The organism is Gloeocapsa sp. DLM2.Bin57, assembly GCA_007693955.1.
Taxonomy (GTDB): domain Bacteria; phylum Cyanobacteriota; class Cyanobacteriia; order Cyanobacteriales; family Gloeocapsaceae; genus Gloeocapsa.
This window is the reverse complement of the sequence record RECR01000130.1, coordinates 15,266-31,584: the sequence shown is the minus strand read 5'-3', so window position 1 is coordinate 31,584 and position 16,319 is coordinate 15,266. Positions and strand designations below refer to the sequence as shown.

Below are 16,319 nucleotides of genomic sequence, written 5' to 3'. Positions count from 1 at the left end.
AGTAGAAGGTTAAGACAAGAATTCCCTGAGATAGAGCAAAGCTACCATAAAGATGTATTTTGGAATGGTTCATATTTTGTGGCTAGTTGTGGTGGTGTTACTATTTCAACCCTTAAAACTTATATACAGAATCAAGATGAAATAAAATAAGGACGCGATTCATCTCACGCTTATTTGAGAAAATAAAGCTTGAGGCTTCTCGCGGTTAAGCTAAAAAGCAAGGTATGATCAGGTTTGACAACTGATAAAATGGTCATTACCAATCCAAACTAAAAAACACAGCAGCTAGGATAATCAATCCCAGTAGAAATAGGGGAACAGTAAAATCTAAAGGATTAATCATGAATATTCCTGATTTAGTAACTTGGTTACAAGAAAGAACTGCTTTAAATATACTCAGTGAAGAAGTTTTAAGAGCGATCGCTCCTTTATTGCAACAAAAACATTTGAGAGCTAATGAGACTCTAGTTAGTGCTAATACAGGAGCAGATGGCTTATATATTTTGAGGTCAGGACGTGCTGAGTCTTATTATAGCAGTTTATTACCTGGAACAGTCATTAATCAGGAAGCCCTGCTTCTGAATCAGTTAGTCTCTCAAACTATTATTACTCTTAGTGATTGTGAGTTATGGTGGTTGGATAAAAACAGTTTTACAGAGTTAGTAACCCAATATCCCCAAATAAATCAAGCCTTTTCTCAACAATTACTCACGGAAATAAACGAATTATCTAATCAATTAATCTTTACTCAAGAGCGTTCGCTGATTTTACGTCCTTATCTAGTTACTAAAGCTAAACGAGGTATCATCGGGAGAAGTCGCTACGCACAAAGATTACGTCAACAAATCAAAGAAGTCGCCAAAACTAGAGAATCTGTACTTATTTTTGGCGAACCAGGTTTAGAAAAAGACAATATAGCTGCTTTAATCCACTTTGGTTCACCTTTACGACGAGAAACCATTATCAAGGTTAATTGTAACACTATCCAAGCTAGTGGAGCAGAATTATTTGGCAGAGCAGGTGGTAAACCAGGTTTAATCGAAGCAACGGGTTTAGGTACAATTGTCTTTAACAATATTCAGGAATTACCCACCGAATTACTCCAACCCCTAGCTAACCTAATCCAACAAGGAGTATATACTCCTGTGGTTAATAGTGAGCAACCATCTCCTACACCCCTAAAGTCTCAAGCCAGAATTATCTTAATTTCGGAAAAAACTATCCCCTCTATTGATTCTTTAGTAGCTAAAACCATCAAAGTTCCCCCCTTAAGGGTTAGAAAAGCTGATTTAGAAGATACGGTTAATTACTACAGTACTTTAATTTCCCGAGCTAAAGGTAGAGAGCAACCCGAGATTACTCCAGAGGCTTTACGACGGTTACAAGGTTATGATTTTCCTAATAATATACGAGAATTACATAACCTGGTAGATAGAGCAATGGTACAGTTAGGACAAGGTAATTTACTCACCGAAGAGATTATCTGGCCCTCTCAAAGCAAGAAAAAGCAATTTCGTTGGAATCTGTTAAACGCTTATCCCCAATTACGCCATTTTTTACGTAGTGATTGGTGGCCCACTCGCATTAACTATGGTTTTACCCTAGGAGTTTTTGCTTTTATTGTGGTTATTTTATTTATAGGTCCACAAACTAGAGACAGTAATTTTGCTTTAAACTTATTTTGGGCTTGGTGGTGGCCCTTGATTTTAGTGGGATTTCCTTTTGTCGGTCGTCTGTGGTGTGCGGTTTGTCCTTTTATGATTTATGGAGAAGTAACCCAAAAACTTTCTCTGTGGTTGTTTCCTCGTCAACTCAAAACTTGGCCCAAACAAAAGGCTGAAAAATACGGTGGTTGGTTTCTCTTTGGTTTGTTTACCCTGATTTATCTTTGGGAAGAGTTATGGGATTTACCTAATACCGCTTATTTGTCTGCTTGTTTACTGTTGTTAATCACCGCAGGTGCGATGATTTTCTCAGCTATTTTTGAACGTCGTTTCTGGTGTCGTTATCTTTGTCCCATTGGCGGTATGAATGGTTTATTTGCTAAATTAGCCATAACAGAATTACGTGCGCAACAAGGAATATGCTCAGCGGAATGCACCACCTATCAATGTTATAAGGGTGGTCCACAAAAAGGAGAAGGTTTAGCTACTCTCGGATGTCCTCTCTATTCTCATCCTGCACAATTAGAGGATAACCGCGATTGTGTACTCTGTATGACTTGTTTAAAGGCTTGTCCCCATCGTTCGGTAGAATTGAATTTACGTCCTCCTGGAATAGAGTTATGGACAACTCATACCCCAAGAGTTTATGAGGTAGCTTTATTATTTCTCTTACTCAATGGCGTATTTTTACACCAGTTACCTAAGTTATTGGCTTGGTTAAACTTAAACCTGTCTTTAGATGATTTTACTATACATGGTTGCTTGGCGATCGCCGCGTTAACTCTTCCCCTGTTAATACCTGTGGTTGGTTATCTCAATATCCGTCTAATCAGTAACTCTATTATTAAGCTTAAACCTCGTAGTTTTGTGGAGTTAGCCTATGGTTATCTTCCCTTAGTTTTAGCTGCTAATTTAGCCTACTATTTACCTCTGGGTTTAACCGAAGCAGGACAAATTCTCCCCATTACGATGACTACTTTTGGTGTGAATATAACGGGTTTACCTATCTTAGTGGCTCATCCTGCGGTAATTGCTTTTTTACAAGGAGTAACTCTGCTACTAGGGTTTATCCTCACTATCGTTTTAACGCAAAAAATAGCTAAACAACCCTTAACTCTGTTATTACCCCAGCATTTGAGTTGTTTATTTTTAACCGTTGCTTTCTGGTGTTTGCATTAATTCAGCGACAAAACACTATAATTGCCGAAGATTTTTAAAACACCTGTATTCTCTTGCAACTCATCTAAGGCTGATTGGACATTACTATCAGTCAAACAACCCTCTAAGTCAATATGAAATAAATATTCACCCAAAGTTCTTTTAGTAGGACGAGATTCAATCCGACTCATGTTAATCTTACGACTAGCTAAACTAGAGAGAGGATTAACTAAACTACCAGGTATATTAGCTGGTACACTAAAGGCTAAAGAAATATGACTTCCCCTGGACTGTTGCTTTTCTAACCCTACCACCCAAAAACGTGTACAGTTATCAGGATAGTCATTAATATTCATCCCTAGTATAGGTATATTGTATAACCTCGCAGCTCGTTGAGAAGCGATCGCTCCTGCTGTAGTTTCTTTCCGTAAATGACCTAATGCTTCTGTGGTAGAATTGGTGGGGATTAGTTCTACTTGGGGTAGATGTTTGTCTAACCATCTTTGACATTGTCCTAAAGCTTGAGGGTGAGAGTAAACCGTTTTTAGTTTATCTAAGTCGGGATTATGGGAAACTAAGGTATGGCTAATTGGTAAAATTAAGGCTTGTTGAATTTGTAAACCTTCTAATTCCCATAACAAATCTAGGGTAATCGCTACACTTCCTTGAATAGAGTTTTCGACGGGAACTACTGCTAGTTTAGCTTCTCTATCCACTACCGCTTGTAAAGTTTTTAAGATATTAGCATAGGGGACTAATTGATAATCTTCGGTTGTTTGTTGTTCTAACCAGGTTTGATATCCTATGGTAGCAGTTTCTGTGTATGTTCCTTGTGGTCCTAGATAAGCGATCGTCTTAGTCATTGTAAATTTTTGTCAGCAAGTTTTAAGTTGATTGTCAAAACAGTCTAATCTTGATAGTCAAGTCTTTACACTTTGAATAAATGTAAAGTAATATTAAGATAGAAGTTAAAAAAATATTAAGAACATGGAGATTGAATTTAGGGCTACAGAAACCGTAGAAATCAAGGTACAACAACAAGAGATACCAATTCAACACTACCTCCGTCAACCCCAAAGACTCGTAAAAGCGATCGCCAACCCCAATCTGATGGAACAACTCTCAGAAGAAAGATTCCGTCTGAAAATGCGTCCTCTCAATTTCCTAGATATCTACCATTTCCAACCTACAGTGTTGTTAAGGGTTACCCCAGATACCAAAGGTAATGTTTACCTCAAGTCAGAAGATTGCGAGATTAGGGGAATTGAATATATCAATAGTCGCTTTTCTCTGTATGTTAGCGGAAAACTATCCCCCATAGAACAAAATGGTCAAACCTATTTAAGAGGGAAAGCTAATCTAGAGGTAAAAGTTGCACTACCTCCACCCCTATGGTTAACTCCTAAACCCTTGTTAGAGATAACGGGTAATGGACTACTTAAAAGCGTTTTATTACGTATCAAACAAAGAATATTATCTCATCTAGTCCAAGATTATCTCATTTGGGCAGAAAGTAACCAACAAGAATTAATAACCCTTCGGGAGTCTTCAGAAAACTTATTAGCTTAATTAATTTATTGTGAGTTACCCTAAAATTAGCATAAAGGAATCGCAATTAGTCGAAATCGTAGGGGGGGGGGTTAGCGACAGCGTAACCCACCTAATTAATCATCAAGATGGTGCGTTCGCTAATAGGTTGTCATCTACAATTCACAAGAGTTTCTAGGAACGCACCCTACGGGCTAATGACTAATTTGATGTAGTTCGTCTCTGGGAAGTCCCCTCAGAACAGTTCTGGGAATCATCTGGCTTGTTACCATTTGCCGTACTATCTCAAACAGACCAAGCAGAATAAAGTAATATTACAGCTAGTACGGCAATACTGGCAGGATTAGTTTTAGATAAAATCTTAATAAATAGAGTATTGAAGCAAGAAATCATGAAAGAATCAGTAATTTATCAAGAAATACAAGCTGAAGCCGAAGCAAGAGGGAAACAAGAAGGAAAAAAGAGTCGGTATAATTCCTCAAGATATAACTGAGAGAATTAGTAATTTATCGGTAGAAGAATTAGAAAACTTGGGAGAAGCTTTACTTGATTTTCAAAACTTATTAGATTTGGAAAAATGGTTAATTAACACGAAATAATTATATTATATTATTAAAGGAACTTAGTTAAATGTTAACACAAGAACATATCGAAGAATCCAAGTCTAAATTGATGAGATTACAAGGCAATGAAAAATATATATTTATTAGTATAAAAACTTACTTAAAAAAGAAAGACGATGTTGAGGAGAAACTCCATACTCTTGTAAAGCTAAACGATGTTTAATAGTACCATAACCCTTATTATTAGCTAAATCATACATGGGATAATGTTGTGACCAACGGATTATCAAATCATCTCGCCATACCTTAGCGATAATGCTAGCTGCTGCGATAACTGGTGAGAGTTGATCACCTCTAATCATAGTTTCTTGGGGTAGATTAAGATTAGGAATTGTGTACCTACCATCAACTAAGCATAATTGAGGTTGTACAGGTAACTTTAACACAGCTCGACCCATAGCTACTAAAGAAGCTTGTAGAATATTTATCTGTTCGATTTCTGCTACAGTAGCGTAACCAATTCCTACTCCTCTGACTATTTCTTTGATTTGAGTCGCTAAACGAATACGTTTAGGTGGGTAAATCTTTTTACTATCTTTTACCCCTAAAGCTATCAAACTTGGTATATCCTCACTAGGAATTGCTATAGCTGCTGCTACCACAGGACCAAATAAACAACCTCGTCCTACTTCATCGACTCCCGCTATTAACTGATCAGAAGGTAACAAAAGCTTAACATTATTCTCTTAAATCCTCGAGGTCTAATCTTAGCAGATAAGCGAGAATTTTGCACTATGTCCACCTCGAAACTAGATAAACTAATTAACCCAGAAATTAAAGATGACCTTAGCATAAGAGTAATGTACTGTGGATTGACGAGAAGTTCTAGTATCTAACCAGTTAAAACCAGTGGAACGTCCTTTAATTTGATTTTGATTATAAAGGCTAAAAATGCACAAAATAAAATTAAAGCAAGTTGTATATGTTTTGTAGAGAATTAGAGGCGCAAATATTGCGCCCTTAAACTGAGCTTAGCTAACTACGGGAAAGATAAAATTGTCGATAACATAGTTAATTAGTGAACTAACGATCGCCAAACTAAAAGCACCTAAAATCGCACTGAGTATCCCCATTCTTAATCTAAACCCTCGTACTAACCAAGCAGCTATACCAAAAGCGATAATATTAAAGAACCAACTAAATAACCCAAAGGTAATAAAGTTAAAGGGAAAAGCGATGATCCCGATAATCCCATTCACTAAACCAAACACGATAGCAGAGATTAAAGCTTTAGGGAAACTATCGATTTCTACACCAAAAGGTAAGAGGGAAACAAGATACAAAGCAACTGCTGTCACTAACCAGAAGATCACTAGGGAAATGATGCTATTCATAGAATTGACTCTTTAGAATTCAGTTTAAATTTACTATACATTAAATCTAAATAACATGACGTCACCTTCTTTGACTACATACTCTTTGCCTTCACTACGCACTAAACCTTTTTCTTTAGCTGCATTCATACTCCCTGAATTAACTAAATCTTCAAAAGCAACGGTTTCAGCGCGAATAAAACCCCGTTCAAAGTCTGTGTGAATCACTCCTGCTGCAGCTGGTGCTTTCATACCCTCTATAATAGTCCAAGCTCGGGTTTCTGTTGGTCCTGTGGTTAAATAAGTACGTAAACCTAATAGTTTATAAGTAGCTTTAATTAAAGATTTTAATCCCCCTTCAGTCACGTTAAGAGACTCTAGAAAATCTTTTCTCTCCTCTGCTGATAACTCTACTAATTCTGATTCTACTTGAGCAGAAACTATCACTACTTCAGCGTTTTCTTGACTTGCTACTTGACGTACAGATTCTACCCATTGATTACCTGTAGCTAAGTCTTCTTCTGAGACGTTAGCAGCATAAATAATCGGTTTTTGTGTTAGTAATCCTAGGGGTTTGATTAATTCTATTTCTGTTTCCCCTAAGTTAAGATTACGTACCGATTTACCCTCATCTAAGGCTATTTTAATCTCTTCTAAGACTGCAACTTCTGCTTGCACTTCTTTACTCGTTCTCGCTTGTTTACGCGCCCTTTCCAGGCGTTTTTCTACTTGAGTATAATCGGCTAAAGCTAATTCTAGGTTAATTACTTCAATATCTCGCACTGGATCTACTGAACCAGAAACGTGGATAATATCATCATCGTCAAAACAACGCACAACGTGAACGATCGCATCTACTTCCCTGATATTGGCTAAAAATTGGTTACCCAATCCTTCCCCTTTACTCGCACCTTTGACTAAACCCGCGATATCCACAAATTCCATACGGGTTGGCACTATTTTCTCAGAAGCAGAAATCTTGGCTAAAACCTCTAGACGTTCATCAGGTACAGACACTACCCCTACATTAGGTTCGATTGTACAAAAAGGAAAATTAGCCGCCTCTGCTTTAGCATTAGCTACTAAGGCGTTAAATAGTGTAGATTTACCAACGTTAGGGAGTCCAACAATTCCAGCTCTAAGCATAATAATAAGATTTATGGTAATAAAAAATCAACTCAAAACACCCATTATAGAACAGTTGGGCATTCTCAGTACTCAGCCTGATGCTGCTTTCTACGCTCCAGGACATAAACGGGGTCAAGGTATTAATCCTCTTTTAGCCGATTTACTAGGTCATCAAGTTTTTAAAGCTGATTTACCCGAATTACCCGAACTAGATAACTTATTTGCACCTACAGGAGTCATCGCCGAAGCCCAATCTCTCGCTGCTGCTGCTTTTGGTGCTAGTCAGACTTGGTTTCTGGTTAATGGCTCAACCTGTGGCATAATTGCTGCAATTCTGGCTACTTGCCAAGAGGGAGACAAGATTATCTTACCACGCAATAGCCATCGTTCGGTAATCTCAGGCTTAATTCTCTCTGGGGCTATGCCTATTTTTATCCAACCCGAATATAACCCCCAATGGGATTTAGTCTCTAGTATCACTCCTGAAGCGATCGCTTCTACCCTGGCTCAACATCCTGACGCTAAAGCAGTAATGGTGGTTTATCCCACTTATCAGGGTATCTGTACTGATTTAGCCTCTATTGTCCAAATTACTCACAGTTATAACATTCCCTTGCTTGTAGATGAAGCCCACGGCGCCCATTTGCACTTTCATCCTGATTTACCACCCTCAGCTATGAGTAGGGGCGCTGATTTAAGCGTTCAATCCGCCCATAAAACCCTTGGTGCTCTCTCTCAAGCTTCTTTATTGCATCTACAGGGTAACCGCATTAATGCTGATGCTCTTAATCAAGCTCTCGGTTTAGTGCAATCTACTAGCCCTAGTTATCTCTTACTCGCTTCCTTGGATGCTGCTAGACAACAAATGGCTATACAGGGAGAACAACTTTTAACTCACACTCTCCACCTAACCCAATTAGCTAAAAATGACCTTAATAAATTATCTCGTCTCAATATCCTCACTCAGGAGTATTTATCTTCACATTATCAACTTGATTCTACTCGTTTAACCGTTTTGCTCCCTGATTCACCCCTCTCTGGTTATGAAGCTGACACTATACTACGAAATCAGTATAACGTAACTCCAGAGCTCCCTTTAAAAAAATCTCTCACCTTCATTTTTAGTATAGGCAATACACAGACAGATATACATGCTCTAACCCTTGGTTTACAAAGACTCGAACAAAATTTACCTCAAAAAAGTCAAGATGAACCCAGGTTACCTTATTCATTTCCCATTCTAACACAGTCTAAAACCCCCAGAGCAGCTTTTTTTGCACATAAAAGAGTACAGCCTCTAACCGAGTCTGTGGGAGAGATTAGCGCAGAATTAATATGTCCGTATCCCCCAGGAATACCAATTCTGCTTCCAGGAGAAAAAATTACTAGTGAAGCGATCTCTTATTTGTTAGAAGTGAAAAAAAATGGAGCAATAATTACGGGTTGTCAAGATGAAAGTTTAGAACAAATAACTACTGTAATTTAGATCTTATATCAAGTTCGGATGAATACTTACGATAAAAGTGAGATAAGGCAACAGGCAACAGGCAAGAGAAAAAGATGAAGATCCCAAGGAAAAACTTTATTATAATTAATTAAACGGACATGATATAGCAGTACAAGCTAAGGTGTTTGACATTTTCAAATTATGAAACCCATTACTAGTCTGACTTTTGCCTGAGTGCCTTTTGCCTGAGTGCCTATTCAAGTAGCGCTATATTACCTCTGGAGTTAGGTATTATTCCGAATTAAGAATTACGACTCTTCCCCATCTCCCCCTCTCCCCCATCTCTTGCATGAGTACCCATTCCCTGCTATACTTAAGTTTAGTGGGCACGTAGCTCAGGGGATAGAGCACTAGATTCCGGTTCTAGGTGTCGCAGGTTCGATTCCTGCCGTGCTCGTTTTAAGTGATTTTGCCTCGCCACGATGAAAATATTAATGATTTCTTCTACTTTTCCTTATCCCCCTACTAAAGGAGGTACGCAGAATAGAACCTTTAATTTATTAAAATATATCGCTCAAAATCATCAGGTTACTCTCATTACGCAAGTTGCTAAGACAGTCACTGAAATAGATATTAAAAATTTGCGGGAATACGTCCATGATTTACAAGTTTTCTTACCCAATCAACCTGTAACTAATTATCCTTGGAGTAAGATTAATCGCTTGATCAAAGCTTGGTATCAGGGAATTCCTCCTCATGTTAAATCTCTCTATAATCCCCATATTCAAGATTGGTTAGATCAGGCTATTTTCCAGCAGAAGTTTGAACTAATTACCTGTGAACATAGTGTTAATGAAATTTATATTCGCCCTGAGTGGAAACAACAACTAAAAACCCTAATTAATATTCATAGTTCTGTCTTTAAAACCTGTCAAAATGGTTTAGTCACTAAAACCTCTGAATATCCTTGGCGCGATCGCCTTTATTTACCCCTATTACGTCGTTATGAACAACAAATCTTAACTAAATTTAGTCAGATTATCGTTACCACTGACGAAGATGCAGAACAAATGAGTTTATTTGCCCCTACTACCCCTATTACCATTGTTCCCAATGGAGTAGATTTGAGCTTATTTCCTTACCGTAATCGTGATCCAGGAGGCTATAACCTCATTTTTGTGGGAGGATTAGACTATCTAGTCAATATCGATGCTGTGTGTTTTTTTGCCCGGGAAATTTTACCTTTATTACAGCAGGATTTTCCCGCAACTAGTTTAACCATCGTTGGCGCTAATCCTACTCCCGAGGTAATCGCTTTAACTCAACAATCTCCAGGAATCACCGTTACTGGTAGAGTTCCTAGTGTGGTAGAATACCTCCATCAAGCTACCGTAGCTATAGCCCCTCTGCGTAGTGGTTTTGGTATGAAGATTAAAACTCTAGAATATATGGCAGCGGGCACACCAGTAGTAGGAAGCGATCGCGGTTTGGAAGGACTTAAAGTAGAACAGCCTTTACTAGCTTTACGAGCTAATACTATCTCAGAATATGTCACTAGTATAAATAAGCTTTTTACAGATGAGCAACTCAGAGCTACACTATCTGTTAACGCACGTCGAATGATTGAAGCAGACTACACTTGGGAGAGTTTAGCTGCTCAATATCAACGTATCTTAGATTTATAATGGAGCCGAGCAGAGTCGAACTGCTGTCCAAATTGGGTATTTACTTGACGTTCATTCACAGGTTTAGCCCTTCTAATCCTCAGAGCAGGAAACGCTACTTGTTCCTAGCGATGGGAGTCTCTGGTAAAGTCTTTACCGAACTAGTCAACCAGAGGTAACTAGTGGGTGCATCCGTTGGGGTTTGTCCGTAGCCCTTAACGGAGTCAGACTACGAACGCTCGAACCGATTAGAGGTTATTAAGCAACAGCTGCTGCTTTACGAGCAAAAGGTACGATGTTATTCGCAGTTACGTTTTGTTTGAGTCTTTTATTTACGAGAGACAACTCCCTCTCGACCTGCATCACGGTTCAGCTTTCGCCAACCTGTCGATACCGTTACGGCCCCTTGAGCCTATTCTTATTATATACACAATTTTTTAGTAATGTCAACAAGTAATGTAACAAATTATTGCCTTGGTAATCGCCATCGCCCTAAACTAAAGAAATGACTTGTTAAAATGCAAATAATATGTTTCCGATTAATCGTCCTCGTCGTTTGCGTCAACATCCTCAACTACGTCGGATGGTGCGCGAAACCGTAGTTACCACCAATGACTTAGTTTACCCTTTGTTTGCTGTTCCAGGAGAAGGAGTAGCCAAAGAAGTCAAATCAATGCCAGGAGTTTACCAACTTTCTGTAGATAAAATCGTCACCGAAGCTCAGGAAGTATATGACCTAGGTATTCCTGCTGTTATCTTATTTGGCATACCCGAAGTCAAAGACACAGAAGCCCAAGGAGCGTGGCACGATCATGGTATAGTGCAAAAAGCAGCCACAGCCATTAAAGAAGTGATTCCCGATTTAATCGTGATAGCCGATACCTGTTTATGCGAATATACACCCCACGGTCATTGTGGTTATCTTGAAGTTGGCGATTTAACTGGTAGAGTCCTCAACGATCCTACCCTAGAACTGTTGAAAAAAACCGCAGTTTCTCAAGCTCGCGCGGGAGCTGATATTATTGCGCCTTCGGGAATGATGGATGGTTTTGTAACCACAATTCGTACAGCTTTAGATGAAGCAGGTTTCACTGAGACACCTATTCTCTCTTATGCAGCTAAATACTCCTCTGCTTACTATGGACCATTTCGAGACGCAGCAGAATCCTCCCCCCAATTCGGCGATCGCCGCACCTATCAAATGGATCCTGCTAATGGGCGAGAAGCACTCAAAGAAGTAGAATTAGACATCAGCGAAGGTGCAGATATGTTAATGGTTAAACCCGCCTTAGCTTATCTAGACATCATCTGGAGAGTCAAAGAAATAACCAACCTTCCCGTAGCAGCCTACAACGTCTCAGGTGAATATTCCCTGATTAAAGCAGCAGCGCTCAATGGTTGGGTTGACGAAAAAGCCATTACCCTAGAAACCCTAACCAGCTTTAAACGCGCGGGAGCTGATTTAATCCTCACCTACCACGCTAAAGACGCAGCCAGATGGCTATCTTAATCACCTAAGCTAGAAATTCTCCTAACTCTTGTAATTTCAGCCAAGCTGCACCACTACTGAGTACCTCTTGTGCTTTAGTTAACCCCTGTAGATAATCTCCAGGGGGAAACATTCCCCCGACAATCAAAGCTAAAGCAGCATTAATCGCTACAGCGTCTGTTTGTGCGGGAGTACCCTTACCCAGGAGTACATTTTGTAAAATAGTAGCATTTTCTGGAACATCTCCTCCTTTGAGTGCGGTTAAAGGTTGAGGAGTTATACCCAAATCTAGGGGATTGACTACCTCTAATTTAACTTCACCATCAGCTAAAATAGCTAAATCAGTAGGCGCACCTAAACCCACTTCGTCTAATTTTTCTCTGCCATGAAGCACAATTGCTCTTGGTATCCCCAAAAGTTGTAAAGCACCCGCCATACTCTCTAAAAACTGTGGATCATAAACACCAATTATTTGACCATTAGGTTGTAGGGGATTCACCAAAGGTCCTAATAAATTAAACACCGTGCGCACTTTTAAAGTTTTACGTAGAGGTGCAACGCTTTTTAAAGCCGGATGCCATCCAGGAGCAAACAAAAAAGTAATCCCCACCTCTGTTAAAGCTGCTTCTACTCGCTCTCCAGGTGCGGTTAAATTAACCCCTAAATATTCTAAAACATCTGCTGAGCCTACCTTACTAGAAGCTGAGCGATTACCGTGTTTAGCTACCTTAATTCCGCTAGCTGCTACCACAAAAGCTACCGCGGTAGAGATATTAAAGGTTGATGCTCCATCTCCTCCTGTACCACAGGTATCAATCACAGGCTCATTATGACTAATTACTCTAGCTTGTACCGATTGTTTTTGCAAGACTCTAGCCATACCCGCTAACTCTGAAGCTGAAAAACCCTTAGCGTTGAGAGCTGCTAAAATAGCTCCTGATAAGACATCGGGAATCTCAGCTTTTAACCACCCATCCATCAATTGAGCTGCTTGAGTTTCTGCTAGGGATTGTTTTGCTAAAATCTGTTGGAGAAAATTGGACCAGTCGATTTCCATATTAATTACAATTGCCAATGTTCAAAGTTCACTATACATTAAGAAAGAATAATAATAAAAAAGATTAAGATACCGCCAATGAGTATGGTTAAATATACAGAACAACCCGTCAAAGTCGTTAAACTTGCTCAAGAAGATCGTTACGAAATAGAACGTCTTGCTGAAAAACAACGACAAGAACAACGGATGCGGGATGTTACCCTGATTCTAGAGAATCTCTTTACTCGGGAAGAAGCCACAGTCAAATTAATTCTCGAATGTCTCTATGACGTCGGATCTGCTAATCTGATTAATAAAAAAGTCCCTTTTCGTCCCCTTAATCGTCTCGCTAAAGCGATCGCCACTATGACTAAACCCGCTTTTCGCTTCTGGGGTTATCGTTGGTTTAAAAATAATTGTCCAGAATTGATCACCGATTGGTTACAATCAAAAGTGACTTTTTAAGCAAATCTGATTATGTCCATCACAAGTAAAATATCAAGACTGCTGATTTTAGGTTTATTATTGCTAGGATTAGGAGTGAGTGCTACTCCTAGTTTAGCTATAGATAAATTACCCGATAATTTAAAATTTGATAATCTCGATCTTCGGGGTCAAGATTTTACTAACCAAAATTTACAAACCGCAGAATTTGCTAAAGTAAAACTTCAAGGCTCTAATTTCCGCAACGCTAATTTAATCGGAGTAGTTTTTAATAGTGTTACTCTGAATGAAGCTAATCTTCAAGGTGTAGATTTTAGCCAAGGAATCGCTTATTTAACTAGTTTTGATAACGCTGATTTAAGCGACGCCATTTTGGTAGAAGCTTTATTATTACGTTCTACCTTTAAAAATGCCAACATTACGGGTGCTGATTTTAGTTATGCTGTTTTAGATAGTGAACAAATCGATAAACTCTGTGCTTACGCTTCCGGTATTAATAGTCAAACTGGTGTAGATACTCGTCAATCTCTCGGTTGTACTAAAAAATAGTCACTCTCAAACTATCAACAGTTGTGTTACGCTATGCTAACACAACCTACGCTGTCAATCTAACCACCTCTCCACAATACGGTCAATTTCTTCTTCTTGATCCATTCTTACTATGATTACATTTAAATCATGGACTTTATTACTTTCTATCGGTAAAGCAAAACCATAATTTTCTCTAGCTAAAGGAAAGTTGGCTAAAGTAAAATTTAAATCGGGATTTTGCGTTAAATAATATCTAATTGCGGGAGCATCAAAAATAACTCCTTTTACTTTTCCTTGTACTAATAATTCTATCGCTTCGTGTAAATTTTCAGCTTTGACTAATTTAGCTTGATAATAATCACCCCATTGGGCACTTGTTGTACCTTCGACAACAGCAATTCTTTGACCAAATAAATCCCCTGGGTTGTTAAATTCTGAGGTAGTTTGTTGGGATAAGGCAATAGTTAAAGCAGTAGCTAAACCGGCGGTTAAAGAAGAAGCGGTTACCATACTAATCAACATCCAAGCTGAGGCGATAAATTTACCAGTTTTAGTAATAGGTGCTTTATCACCGTAACCTACAGTAGTTAAAGTTACTAAAGCAAACCACATACCACTACTAACACCAGGAAGATATTTTTCAGGAAACTGTATAGGATTACGACGTTTTTCCGCTAGCCATAAAAGATTACCTACCCCAAATAACAAGAGAATTAAAACAGCAATAGAAGAAATAAAAGCTATCCGAAAAAATGGTCTAACTAGATTCCAGACAGTAGCTTCAGTAGGAACTAATAAACCTATCTCACTAGCATAATAAGGCTGGGTAAATTGGACAACTTTTAATCTTTCTTCGGTGATACTTAGCGGACCGATTAGAATATCTAAATCACCACGGATTAAAGCTTCTATACCTGCTCTAACATTAGGTTGGGGAATTAACTCATAATCGAGGTTTTCTGCCGTAGCGATTTCAGACCAAATATCTACGCTAATACCTTCGGGAATGTGGTGCTCTTGATTAAATATAAAAGGGGGAGATCCCGCTGTACCTACCCTGATTTTTCTAGCTTGGACTTCAATAGGGTTAACCACCAATAGGGTTACTAATGTAATTAAACTTATTTTGAGCTGACGATGATTTAGCATAGAGAAATAAATCAAGATTAATCTTAATAGCTATGTTAGGCAAATTTCAAACTAGTCAACTACGTATAGAAGTAAACGCTTCTAGTCAACTGATTCGAGATTATCTCATCCATCCGAGAAAATTACGGGAGTGGTTTTGGTTTGCTGGTTTTTCTGCGGGATTACCAGAGACATTTACTCCAGGATTGAATTTTACGACTAATTTAGGCTTGATTAAGGTAGGTTATGAGGTTGAGACTGTCGGTAACAACTCTTTACGGTTTTTATTGTACCAGGGTATCGATGGTTATCACGAATGGTTATGGGGGGATGGTTGGTTACAGTCTTGTGTAGAGGGAGTCTCTTTATTACCCTTAAATTTGGGTCAAACCTTAACATTATTGAGTTTTAAAGATTTTCTTCAAGCTAAGACTCACTCAGAAGAGCGATCGCCCCTCTGAGCCAATCTTCTACTTGAGGATTTTGATTGAGTTGACTGTCTTGAGTTAATTTCAAGATAGTTGTCTCGATTTCAACTTCAGTATAACCTAGAGTTAATAGTGTTAGTTCTAGGTCTTCGATAATTGCTAGGGTATCTGTTGTCTGTATCGGGAGAGAAGCAATTGTCACGGATTTATACCATTGTTTAAGCTTGCTTTTTAATTCTAGAGAGAGTCTAGCTGCAGTTTTTGCACCTATTCCTGGAGTTTTGGTTAAAACTTGACTATTACCAGTAATAATAGCTGTTACTAATGTTTCTAATCCTAAAGTATCGATCAGGGTTAAAGCTGATTGTGCACCAATTCCAGTTACACTGATAAGCTGACGAAATAAGTCTCTTTCAGGGAGGGAAATAAAACCATAGAGTATTCCTTGATCTTCCCTGAGTTGATAATGAGTAAAAATTTGTACATTATGCTCAGGGTGATTATGATAGTTTTTTGCTAAACTAGGGGTAACCTGAATTTCATAACCAATACCATTTACTTCTAGAATTAGCATAACTCGATTATTGCTAGTTCTAGTAATGGAGACAATTTGACCTTTGAGATAACTAAACATTGTTAATTTGAGGGAAAAGGGAATAGGGAAATGAAGAATGCGCGAATGAGGCAAAAGGGAAAAGGCACTCACGCACAATAAAGT

Annotated in this window: 15 protein-coding genes, 1 tRNA gene, 1 other RNA gene and 2 pseudogenes; 11 read left to right on the top strand and 8 right to left on the bottom strand. The window is 38.6% G+C overall.

Annotation, left to right across the window (positions count from 1 at the left end; genetic code table 11):
• A partial coding sequence (locus tag EA365_16255) for an IS200/IS605 family transposase (protein TVQ42043.1) occupies positions 1–150 on the top strand: 150 nt, incomplete at its 5' end.
• 191 nt (positions 151–341) lie between these two features.
• The gene (locus EA365_16250) at positions 342–2,843 is read left to right on the top strand and encodes a 4Fe-4S binding protein (protein TVQ42042.1); all 2,502 of its coding nucleotides are present in this window, start codon (positions 342–344) and stop codon (positions 2,841–2,843) included.
• Here EA365_16250 and pheA read toward each other — a convergent pair.
• Positions 2,840–3,685, bottom strand: a complete 846-nt coding sequence (pheA, locus tag EA365_16245; protein ID TVQ42041.1) for a prephenate dehydratase — start codon at positions 3,683–3,685, stop codon at positions 2,840–2,842. The two genes, EA365_16250 and pheA, sit on opposite strands and share 4 nt — an antisense overlap.
• A 124-nt stretch (positions 3,686–3,809) precedes the next feature.
• On the opposite strand from pheA, the gene EA365_16240 reads away from it, so the two are divergent.
• Positions 3,810–4,391 carry a DUF1997 domain-containing protein gene (locus tag EA365_16240; GenBank protein TVQ42040.1) on the top strand — a complete coding sequence of 194 codons (582 nt, stop codon included), beginning with the start codon at positions 3,810–3,812 and terminating at the stop codon, positions 4,389–4,391.
• Between the two features lie 241 nt (positions 4,392–4,632).
• A pseudogene (locus EA365_16235) lies at positions 4,633–4,969 on the top strand (DUF4351 domain-containing protein).
• A gap of 107 nt (positions 4,970–5,076) precedes the next feature.
• On the opposite strand, the gene EA365_16230 reads toward EA365_16235, so the two are convergent.
• The 3 genes from EA365_16230 to ychF all read right to left on the bottom strand — a co-directional run bounded on the left by EA365_16230 (position 5,077) and on the right by ychF (position 7,452).
• Complete coding sequence (locus EA365_16230) at positions 5,077–5,661, bottom strand: ribonuclease HII (protein ID TVQ42039.1); 585 nt, start codon at positions 5,659–5,661, stop codon at positions 5,077–5,079.
• A gap of 303 nt (positions 5,662–5,964) precedes the next feature.
• Complete coding sequence (locus EA365_16225; GenBank protein TVQ42038.1) at positions 5,965–6,327, bottom strand: phage holin family protein; 363 nt, start codon at positions 6,325–6,327, stop codon at positions 5,965–5,967.
• A 33-nt stretch (positions 6,328–6,360) separates the two neighbouring features.
• Positions 6,361–7,452: a redox-regulated ATPase YchF gene (gene ychF / locus EA365_16220; GenBank protein ID TVQ42037.1), complete on the bottom strand. Its 1,092-nt coding sequence runs from the start codon at positions 7,450–7,452 to the stop codon at positions 6,361–6,363.
• Between the two features lie 13 nt (positions 7,453–7,465).
• Between ychF and EA365_16215 the strand changes: the two genes are divergently transcribed.
• From EA365_16215 to EA365_16205, 3 genes and pseudogenes are all read left to right on the top strand, one after another.
• Entirely contained in the window at positions 7,466–8,920 is a 1,455-nt protein-coding gene (locus tag EA365_16215) for an aminotransferase class I/II-fold pyridoxal phosphate-dependent enzyme (protein TVQ42036.1), read from the top strand.
• A 345-nt stretch (positions 8,921–9,265) separates the two neighbouring features.
• Positions 9,266–9,338 (top strand) — tRNA-Arg (locus tag EA365_16210).
• 37 nt (positions 9,339–9,375) lie between these two features.
• Positions 9,376–10,557 (top strand): annotated as a pseudogene (locus EA365_16205) (glycosyltransferase).
• Positions 10,558–10,563: 6 nt separating this feature from the next.
• Here EA365_16205 and ssrA read toward each other — a convergent pair.
• Positions 10,564–10,951, bottom strand: a transfer-messenger RNA (tmRNA) gene (gene ssrA, locus EA365_16200).
• Positions 10,952–11,074: 123 nt separating this feature from the next.
• Between ssrA and hemB the strand changes: the two genes are divergently transcribed.
• Complete coding sequence (gene hemB / locus EA365_16195) at positions 11,075–12,055, top strand: porphobilinogen synthase (protein ID TVQ42035.1); 981 nt, start codon at positions 11,075–11,077, stop codon at positions 12,053–12,055.
• A 4-nt stretch (positions 12,056–12,059) separates the two neighbouring features.
• On the opposite strand, the gene trpD is transcribed toward hemB, so the two are convergent.
• Positions 12,060–13,091, bottom strand: coding sequence for an anthranilate phosphoribosyltransferase (gene trpD / locus EA365_16190; GenBank protein ID TVQ42034.1), 1,032 nt, complete (start codon positions 13,089–13,091; stop codon positions 12,060–12,062).
• A 78-nt stretch (positions 13,092–13,169) separates the two neighbouring features.
• Between trpD and EA365_16185 the strand changes: the two genes are divergently transcribed.
• Positions 13,170–13,535 carry a hypothetical protein gene (locus EA365_16185; GenBank protein TVQ42033.1) on the top strand — a complete coding sequence of 122 codons (366 nt, stop codon included), beginning with the start codon at positions 13,170–13,172 and terminating at the stop codon, positions 13,533–13,535.
• An 18-nt stretch (positions 13,536–13,553) separates the two neighbouring features.
• Positions 13,554–14,063 (top strand): pentapeptide repeat-containing protein, encoded by a 510-nt coding sequence (locus EA365_16180; GenBank protein TVQ42047.1) that lies wholly within the window; start codon positions 13,554–13,556, stop codon positions 14,061–14,063.
• Positions 14,064–14,117: 54 nt separating this feature from the next.
• Here EA365_16180 and EA365_16175 read toward each other — a convergent pair whose 3' ends face one another.
• Positions 14,118–15,194, bottom strand: coding sequence for an ABC transporter substrate-binding protein (locus tag EA365_16175; protein ID TVQ42032.1), 1,077 nt, complete (start codon positions 15,192–15,194; stop codon positions 14,118–14,120).
• 32 nt (positions 15,195–15,226) lie between these two features.
• Between EA365_16175 and EA365_16170 the strand changes: the two genes are divergently transcribed.
• Positions 15,227–15,634 (top strand): hypothetical protein, encoded by a 408-nt coding sequence (locus EA365_16170; protein TVQ42031.1) that lies wholly within the window; start codon positions 15,227–15,229, stop codon positions 15,632–15,634.
• Here EA365_16170 and ruvA read toward each other — a convergent pair.
• Positions 15,600–16,235 (bottom strand): Holliday junction branch migration protein RuvA, encoded by a 636-nt coding sequence (gene ruvA, locus EA365_16165; GenBank protein TVQ42030.1) that lies wholly within the window; start codon positions 16,233–16,235, stop codon positions 15,600–15,602. The two genes, EA365_16170 and ruvA, sit on opposite strands and share 35 nt — an antisense overlap.
• Positions 16,236–16,319 lie beyond the last annotated feature (84 nt).

Coding starts and splice junctions, on each gene's coding strand:
- EA365_16250 (TVQ42042.1), top strand. CDS start 342: ATGAATATTCCTGATTTAGTAACTTGGTTACAAGAAAGAACTGCTTTA.
- pheA (TVQ42041.1), bottom strand. CDS start 3,685: ATGACTAAGACGATCGCTTATCTAGGACCACAAGGAACATACACAGAA.
- EA365_16240 (TVQ42040.1), top strand. CDS start 3,810: ATGGAGATTGAATTTAGGGCTACAGAAACCGTAGAAATCAAGGTACAA.
- EA365_16225 (TVQ42038.1), bottom strand. CDS start 6,327: ATGAATAGCATCATTTCCCTAGTGATCTTCTGGTTAGTGACAGCAGTT.
- ychF (TVQ42037.1), bottom strand. CDS start 7,452: ATGCTTAGAGCTGGAATTGTTGGACTCCCTAACGTTGGTAAATCTACA.
- EA365_16215 (TVQ42036.1), top strand. CDS start 7,466: ATGGTAATAAAAAATCAACTCAAAACACCCATTATAGAACAGTTGGGC.
- hemB (TVQ42035.1), top strand. CDS start 11,075: ATGTTTCCGATTAATCGTCCTCGTCGTTTGCGTCAACATCCTCAACTA.
- trpD (TVQ42034.1), bottom strand. CDS start 13,091: ATGGAAATCGACTGGTCCAATTTTCTCCAACAGATTTTAGCAAAACAA.
- EA365_16185 (TVQ42033.1), top strand. CDS start 13,170: ATGAGTATGGTTAAATATACAGAACAACCCGTCAAAGTCGTTAAACTT.
- EA365_16175 (TVQ42032.1), bottom strand. CDS start 15,194: ATGCTAAATCATCGTCAGCTCAAAATAAGTTTAATTACATTAGTAACC.
- EA365_16170 (TVQ42031.1), top strand. CDS start 15,227: ATGTTAGGCAAATTTCAAACTAGTCAACTACGTATAGAAGTAAACGCT.
- ruvA (TVQ42030.1), bottom strand. CDS start 16,235: ATGTTTAGTTATCTCAAAGGTCAAATTGTCTCCATTACTAGAACTAGC.